We start from the raw sequence: 5251 nt of genomic DNA on the forward strand, positions 1-5251 counted from the left end.
AGCGGGACCCCGGGGCCGTGGGGGAGCGCCGGGCCGCGTGACGCCGGCCGTCGAACGGCGGGCCGCCCGACGACCGGCCGACCCCGCCTCCGCCGTCCCGGCGGCGGGGAATCCGCCCGGGAACCACGCGGATTCGGGCGTTTTCAGCCGGAACCCTCCTAAAGTGCCCCCGTGTCCCCCGAACCGCACCCCGGTGACGCCCTCCGGGCACCCGCCGGCAGTACCCGCGACCCCGACCCGCTCTCCCGCCCCGAGGTCCTCGGCGAGCGCGTCAAGGAGCGCATTTATGCCTCGCTCAGCCTGCTCGCCGTCCTCGTCGGGTACGGGCAGAGCGCGCACCCCAGTCACGAGGGGGTCGCCGTGGCCGTCGCCGCGACCGCGCTCGGGCTGTGGCTCGCGACCCTCGTCGCCGACCTCCAGTCGCACCCTGTCGCGCACTCCCGCGAGCTCGGCTCCCATGCGGTGCGCCACGCCCTCTACACGAGCAGCCCCCTGCTCACCTCCGCCGCCGGACCCCTCCTCCTGACCGCGCTCTCGGCGCTCGGCGCCATGGAGTTGGACACCGCCCTGTGGATCTCGGTCGGCAGCGAGGTCGCGGGGCTCGCGGCGTGGGGGTACGCGGGCGGGCGGCGCGCCGGGCGAGGCGTTCCCCGGGCCGTGTTCTCGGCCGTGCTCTACGCGGTGATCGGCGTCTTCGTGGCCGGGGTGAAGGTGCTCGCGGGGCATTGAGGGTGCGGGCCCCGGCATTCAGGTGGCCCGGCGGACGGCCACGACTGCTCCCGCCCTCCACGGGGTACCCGCCAGTAACGATCAAGCCGGCAATGAGCAAGTCCGTGCCGTACGGCGGCACGGCGGGACGAAGGCGGTGCGGACCATGGCGGAGCGGCGGCACGGGAGCGAAGCGGGCGCGGTCGAGGGTGATTTCTTCGGGGTCGTGGCCCTGCTGGACGGCGAGGAACGCAAACTCCTGGAGCACGTACGCGAGTTCCTGCGCGCCGAGGTCGCGCCGCACGCCAACGAGCTGTGGGAGGCGGGGCGCAGCCCGGTCAGCCTGCGCGGGCACATCGCGGAGCTGGGGATCACCGGCGAGGAGGGCGACGACGAGGGCGTACCGGCCCGCAGCAGCCTCTTCCGGGGCCTGCTCGGCATGGAGATGGCGCGTGTCGACCCGTCGTTCGCCACGTTCTTCGGGGTGCACGCCGAGCTGGCGATGGGCTCGGTACGGGCCTGCGGCTCGCCGGAGCAGCGGGCCCGCTGGCTGCCCGCGATGACCCGCTGGGAGAAGCTCGGCGCCTTCGCGCTCACCGAACCCCTCGTCGGCTCGGGCACCGCCGCCGGGCTCACCACGACCGCGCGCCGCGAGGGCGACACGTGGGTGCTCGACGGCGAGAAGAAGTGGATCGGCAACGGCTCCTTCGCCGACCTCCTCGTCGTCTGGGCGCGGGACGTGGCCGACGACCAGGTCAAGGGCTTCGTCGTGGAGCACGGTGCCCAGGGGCTGAGCGCCGAGGTCATCCCGCACAAGATCGCGCTGCGCGGCGTGCAGAACGCCCACCTCGTCCTCGACGGGGTCCGCGTCCCCGAGGCCGACCGGCTCCAGCGCGCGGAGTCCTTCGCCGACACGAACCGGGTCCTGCGCGTGACGCGCGCGGCCGTGGCCTGGACCGCGACGGGCTGCGCGCTCGGCGCGTACGAGGCGGCGCGCGCGTACGCGGTGGAGCGCGAGCAGTTCGGCCGCCCCATCGGCTCCTTCCAGCTCGTGCAGGACCTCCTCGCCCGGATGCTCGCCGACATCACCGCCTGCCAGACCCTCGCCGTGCGGCTCGCCGCGCTGGAGGAGAAGGACGAACTGAGCGACGCACAGGCCGCGTTGGCGAAGATGTTCTGCACCACCCGGATGCGCGAGACCGTCGCCCGCGCCCGCGAGGTCCTGGGCGGCAACGGCATCCTCCTCGACCACGGCGCGGCCCGCTTCTTCGCCGACGCGGAGGCGCTGTACTCGTACGAGGGCACGCGCGAGATGAACTCGCTCATCGTGGGCCGCGCGGCGACGGGCCTGAGCGCCTTCGTGTGAGGAGGCGCGCCGGACCCTGGCGCGCCACCGGTTCCCTGCCCCGCCCTCGGTGCGTGAGACTCCCGCACCGTGGGCGGGGCAGCGGGCGGAACCGGTCCGCTTCGCACGGTCAAGCGCACACCGCGCCCGCATTCCCACCGTTTTCCCACCGTCCGCCGACCCCTCCGGGACGTGGCCCGGGCAACCTCGTCCTCATGGCACCGACACTCGACTCCAGGGCGCACCTGACGCGGCTGCTGCAACGCGCGGGCTTCGACGCGGGCGGTGACGCGGTGGACGCCGCGGAGAAGGCGGGCTTCGACGCGACACTCGACCGGTTGCTCGGCGAGCGGGACGCGGGGGACGATCAGGGGGCCGTCCCCGCGCCGCACTTCGGGCCGCTGCCCCCGCGCAACAGCGAGGCGGCGCGGCGGAAGAAGAAGGGCGAGGGCGCGAAGAAGCGGAAGAAGGAGAAGGAATCCCCGGCCGCGGCCCCCAGCGCTTCGCCCTCCCCCCAGGACACGCAGGGCACCGACCCGCACAAGGACCCCGTGCGCAAGCACTACCGCGAGGTGCTGCGCGAGCAGCGCGAGGAACTGACGCTGTGGTGGCTGGAGCGGATGGTCGCCACCGAACGGCCGTGGACCGAGAAGCGCACCCTGTTGTGGCACAACCACTGGGCGACCTCGGTCAAGAAGGTCAAATCCGGTGCGGCGATGCTCCAGCAGAACGAGACCTTGCGCCGGCTCGGCGGCGGCGACTTCCGCACCCTCGCGCGCGCCATGGTCGTCGATCCCGCCCTCATGGTGTGGCTCGACGCGGACGGCAGCACCGCGAAGGCGCCCAACGAGAACCTGGGCCGTGAGTTCATGGAACTCTTCGTGCTCGGCGTCGGCAACTACAGCGAGACCGACGTCCGGCAGGCCGCGGCGGCGCTCACCGGCTGGACGCTCGACCGCCACGCGAACCCGTGGAAACCGGTGTTCCGCGCCGCCCGCCACGCGAAGGGGCCCGAGACGGTCGTCGGGAAGACGGCCGACTTCACCGCGCGGTCCCTCGTCGATCACCTCGTGGCGCTGCCCGCCTCGCACGCCCACGTCGCCGGGCGCATGTGGGGCGCGCTCGTCAGCAACGAGAACAAGCCCTCCAGGAGTGCTCTCGCCCGGCTGGTCAAGGCGTACGGCGCGGAGCGCGACACCACCGCCCTGTTCCGCGCGCTCTTCACCGACGCGGCGTTCGCCGATCCCGCCAACGTCCTCGTGAAGCAGCCCGTGGAGTACGTGGTGGGCAGCCTGCGCGCGCTGGGGGTCCGGCCCCGGGACCTGCCGGAGAAGCAGCGTGCGCAACTCCTGCTCCACACCCTCACCGGCCTCGGGCAGGTGCCCTTCGCCCCGGACAGCGTCGGCGGCTGGCCCGCGGGTGCCGCCTGGCTGACGACCTCCGCCGCCCAGGCCAGGATCGGCTTCGCGCGGACGCTCGTCGGCCGGGCCGACCTGGGCGAGATCGAGAGGACGGCCGCCAAGGACCGTCCCGAACTGCTCGCCCGCACCCTCGGCGTGGGGGAGTGGGGCGCCGCGACGCGCGGGGTGCTCACCGCCGCGGCCCGCGACCCGATGCGGGTCACCGCCATCGCCCTGACCGCCCCCGAACACCTCGTCCTGCGCTGAGCGGACCGCGCGAGACCACCGCGCGAGACCACCGTGCGCACCGCCGCGGTCACCGCCGCGCGCACCGCGACGACGGCCGCTCACCGCGACGACCGCCGCCGTCACCGCACCGAAAGGCAACTCCCGTGGACACCTGGACCCGACGCAAGTTCCTCGTCACGAGCGGCGTGACAGCCGGCGCGGCGCTCGCCGCGGGGGCGGGCGCCTGGGGCGTGGATGAACTCCTCGCCACCGGCTCCGGCGCCCCGGACGGCGAGGCGTCCACCCTCGTGCTCGTCACGCTCTACGGAGGCAACGACGGCCTCAACACTCTGGTCCCCGCCGCCGACCCGCACTACCAGGACCTGCGCGGCGACCTCGCCTACGCCGAGGACGAGGTGCTGCCGCTCGGCGAGGGCCTCGGCCTCAACCCCGGCCTGAAGAACCTCAAGAAGCTCTGGGACGACAAGCACCTGGCCGTCGTGCGCGGCGTCTCCTACCCCGAGCCCGACCACAGTCACTTCCGCTCGATGGCCATTTGGCAGACCGCCTCACCGGCGGGCCCGGTCCCCTCCGGCTGGCTCGGCCGCTGGCTGGACCACGCGGGGGACGGCGACCCGCTCAAGGGCGTCTCCGTCGGCGCGACGCTCCCCCCGCTCATGGCGGGGACGAAGACGGCGGGCGCCGCGGTGCGCCTCGGGGGCAAGCCGCTGCCGGACGCGTGGCAGCGCACGTGCGCGGAACTCTCCCGTACCGACGAGGACGCCCACCCGCTGCTGCGCAGGGCCGCCACCTCGCTCGCGGACCTGCGCCAGGTGTCCCGGTCCTTCGACGCGAAAGGCGACGACACGCCCGACGAGGGCGACGAGCACGACAGCACCGAGGGGAATGAGGGTGGCTCCGCCGGGGCCGAGAGCGCGCTCGGGGCACAACTCGACGTCGTCGCCCGCGCGATCGAGGCCGGCGTCTCGACGCGCGCGTACAGCGTGAGCCTCGGCGGCTTCGACACGCACGCCAACGAGAAGAGCACGCAGTCCCGGCTGCTCGCGGGGCTCGACCGCGACCTCGGCGGCTTCCTGACCCGCGTGCGCCGCACCGCGGCGGGCCGCAAGGTCGTCGTCGCCGTCTACTCCGAGTTCGGCCGCCGCCCGAAGGCCAACGCGAACCAGGGCACCGACCACGGCACGGCCGGACCGCTCTTCGTCCTCGGCGAACCCGTCCGCGGCGGCTTCCACGGCGAACAGCCCGCGCTCGACGACCTCACGGACGACGACCTGCGCACGACGACCGACTTCCGCGCCGTCTACGCGACACTGCTGCGCGAGGTGCTCGGCACCGATCCGGGCGCGGTGCTCGACGGCTACGACAAGACGCTCGCCTTCCTGTGAACCGGCCCCGCTGACCCGTCCGGCTGCCCCGCTCACCGCGCGGCGGGCAGCGTCACCGTGACCAGGGCGCCCCCACCGGGCGCGGCCGTGCACGCCGCGGTGCCGCCGTGCGCCCCGGCGACGGCGGCCACGATGGCGAGACCGAGCCCCGTCCCCTCGCCGTG

At 74.3% G+C, this 5251-nt stretch carries 5 protein-coding genes; 4 read left to right on the top strand and 1 reads right to left on the bottom strand.

Going from position 1 to position 5251, the window contains the following annotated elements; all coding sequences use genetic code 11:
- Positions 1-171: 171 nt before the first annotated feature.
- From G3I42_RS22005 to G3I42_RS22020, 4 genes are all read left to right on the top strand, one after another.
- The gene (locus G3I42_RS22005; RefSeq protein WP_164288480.1) at positions 172-729 is read left to right on the top strand and encodes a hypothetical protein; all 558 of its coding nucleotides are present in this window, start codon (positions 172-174) and stop codon (positions 727-729) included.
- A 145-nt stretch (positions 730-874) separates the two neighbouring features.
- Positions 875-2074 (top strand): acyl-CoA dehydrogenase family protein, encoded by a 1200-nt coding sequence (locus tag G3I42_RS22010; RefSeq protein WP_164288482.1) that lies wholly within the window; start codon positions 875-877, stop codon positions 2072-2074.
- A gap of 194 nt (positions 2075-2268) precedes the next feature.
- The gene (locus tag G3I42_RS22015) at positions 2269-3720 is read left to right on the top strand and encodes a DUF1800 family protein (RefSeq protein ID WP_164288485.1); all 1452 of its coding nucleotides are present in this window, start codon (positions 2269-2271) and stop codon (positions 3718-3720) included.
- A gap of 125 nt (positions 3721-3845) precedes the next feature.
- On the top strand, positions 3846-5087 hold the full coding sequence (locus G3I42_RS22020; protein ID WP_164288487.1) for a DUF1501 domain-containing protein: 1242 nt from the start codon (positions 3846-3848) through the stop codon (positions 5085-5087).
- A gap of 32 nt (positions 5088-5119) precedes the next feature.
- Here the strand turns inward: G3I42_RS22020 and G3I42_RS37755 are convergent.
- Positions 5120-5251 (bottom strand): ATP-binding protein (locus G3I42_RS37755; protein WP_164288489.1); only part of this gene is annotated, 132 nt, incomplete at its 5' end.

Origin of the sequence: Streptomyces sp. SID11385 (assembly GCF_010548245.1) — a bacterium.
Lineage (GTDB): Bacteria > Actinomycetota > Actinomycetes > Streptomycetales > Streptomycetaceae > Streptomyces.